This is a genomic window from Thiolapillus sp. (assembly GCF_048562965.1).
GTDB lineage: Bacteria > Pseudomonadota > Gammaproteobacteria > Chromatiales > Chromatiaceae > Thiolapillus > Thiolapillus brandeum_A.
Genome location: NZ_JBHNMF010000514.1, coordinates 1 through 2319, shown reverse-complemented (window position 1 = coordinate 2319; position 2319 = coordinate 1). Strand labels below are relative to the sequence as shown.

General features: G+C 53.3%; 3 protein-coding genes. 2 read left to right on the top strand and 1 reads right to left on the bottom strand.

The features are described 5' to 3' along the window. Positions 1-160: 160 nt before the first annotated feature. Positions 161-526, bottom strand: coding sequence for a hypothetical protein (locus ACOCD2_RS17105; RefSeq protein ID WP_305800709.1), 366 nt, complete (start codon positions 524-526; stop codon positions 161-163). Between the two features lie 65 nt (positions 527-591). Here ACOCD2_RS17105 and ACOCD2_RS17100 point away from each other — a divergent pair, with 65 nt between their 5' ends. Beyond that, the gene (locus tag ACOCD2_RS17100) at positions 592-1902 is read left to right on the top strand and encodes an APC family permease (protein ID WP_293649818.1); all 1311 of its coding nucleotides are present in this window, start codon (positions 592-594) and stop codon (positions 1900-1902) included. Then, the gene (locus tag ACOCD2_RS17095; protein WP_293653098.1) at positions 1902-2204 is read left to right on the top strand and encodes an inorganic phosphate transporter; all 303 of its coding nucleotides are present in this window, start codon (positions 1902-1904) and stop codon (positions 2202-2204) included. Before ACOCD2_RS17100 ends, ACOCD2_RS17095 begins: the two co-directional genes overlap by 1 nt. The last annotated feature ends 115 nt before the right edge of the window (positions 2205-2319 follow it).

Genomic DNA, 2319 nt, shown 5'->3' with positions numbered 1-2319 from the left:
TGTTGCGTAGTGCTTGGTGACCAGGACGGCTGGGGCACCAATAGGTTGTCAAAGGCCGAGTCGATTTTGGGGACTGGGATGTCCCAAAATCTATCACGAGGCCGAAGACACGCTTGTTTTTGAGATTTTTAGTGGTTTTTCTCCTCTGAAACTCTAAACTCTAGAAAGGTAACAGGTAACCTGCAAAACCTTTCGCGAAAAGCGAAATAGAAACGACATAGCTCAGCCAGAAAAGGAAGCTCAATGCGCCCGTCATCAGGCTGTCACCAAAGGCCTGGAGGATGAACTCCATGGGTCCCGCGTTGGAAATGATCTTCGCACCCATGATGGCATAAGAATATGCCACCAGCAGGGCGACAATACCCGAGGCTACAAAAACGAGAGGCAGATTGTGCCCTGCTATGGTTGCACCCAGACCAAAGATGGAAAAAATGCTGGCGCCAATCATGGTGCCAACCGCAATGGAAGTGGCCTGCAACAACCCGATCTTTCTGTTGTCTGCTTTCATAACCTGACCTTTTTTCATCTTATCCTTTTGTGCAGCATGCCGTATCATAGTGCATATTGATTGAAAGGGTTACGAGACTTCCCATGAGCCAGACCAGCGCTGCGAAAAACGAAGAAAAACTCACCCTCAAGGAAGTCATCGCCATGGGCATAGGCGGTATGGTTGGCGGTGGCATCTTCTCCGTGCTCGGGCTGGCCATCGCACAAGCGGGACATGCCGCGCCCATCGCATTCGCCATTGGTGGCGTGATCGCCATGCTCACCGGACTTTCCTATGCGCGCCTGGGACTGGCCTTCCAGTCAAGCGGCGGCAGCTTCACCTTTCTGGAGCACGCATTCAGAAACCGCAATATCGCAGCCATGGGCGGTTGGCTGCTGCTCATTGGCTATGTCGGCACAATGGCGCTGTATGCCTATACCTTTGGCGTGTATGGAAGTGCCATGCTGGGCGACAGCAACTCCTCCCCCGCCATGCATCATCTGCTGGAAACGCTGATACTGCTGACCTTTCTCGGCGTCAATCTCTATGGCATCAAGGCCAGTGGCAGCAGTGAACTGCTTATCGTCACGGTGAAGGTGATCATCCTGTTTCTGTTTGCGGCAATCGGCCTTTTCTACATCAAGAGCAACTACGTGCTGCCGGTATTCAACCAGGGCTATACCGGTGTACTCATGGGAGCGGCGCTCATTTTCGTTGCCTATGAAGGCTTTGAGCTGATTCCCAACGCCATCAACGAGATGGAAAATCCGCAGCACAACCTGAAGCCGGCTATCGTCTGGTCCATTGCCGTCACCATCGCCATCTATGTGCTGGTTTCGCTGGTAGCGGTAGGCAACCTGCTGCCCGATGAAATTCAGAAATACAAGGAATACGCCCTGGCCGTGGCCGCAAAACCTTTTCTGGGACAGGCAGGATTTCTGCTGATTGGCCTGGCCGCACTTTTTTCCACGGCCTCGGCCATCAATGCCACCATGTTCGGCACCGCCCGCCTGGGCATGATCATGGCACGGGAACAGGCGCTGCCTACTGCTTTCGGTTTCAGGAGGCAGCAGAACAACATCCCCTGGGTTAGCCTGGTCATCATTACCCTGGCCACCCTGGCTTTTGTCAACCTGGGCAACCTGACCATTATTTCCTCTTTTGCAAGCTCAACATTCCTGCTTATATTTGCTGCCATCAACCTTTCTGCCTTGCGTCTGCGCGAAAGAATAGCCTGCGGCATTGCAGGACCACTTCTCGGTTTGATCCTGTCTTTGGCATCGTGGAGCGCACTGGCTGTTTACCTGTGGAATACGAACAGAGAAAACCTGTTGTGGATAGGTATCATCTATGTGTCGGTTATTGTTGCTGAACTGCTGTTCAGTCAACGAAGAATCCTCAAGCACAAATCCTGATGGAGCATGTCAGCATCGCGCTGATCCTGGTCGTGGCAGCAGTTGCTCTCTACGACTTCACAAACGGCTTTCATGATGCGGCAGACATGGTGGCTGCGGCCATTGCTTCAAGGGCCATGCGGCCGGCCGTCGCCATCGGTATCGTCAGCCTGTTCACCCTCATTGCCCCTTTCTCAGTCGGGCTTGCGGTTGCAGACACCGTTGGCACTTTTGTGGAAATCAACCAGGTCTTTGCCCGCACCGGAGAAGCGGTGGTCATCGCTGCATTGCTTGCCGCCATCAGTTACAATCTGATCACGTAACTACTCACCCCTATCAGCATAGAGCTGTCCCGAAAAGGCCATTTGAATGGCGACCAGCGGATTGTATCCCTGATTTGCCATGGTCTGCAGGTAACTGGAGATGCGGCAATAGGCC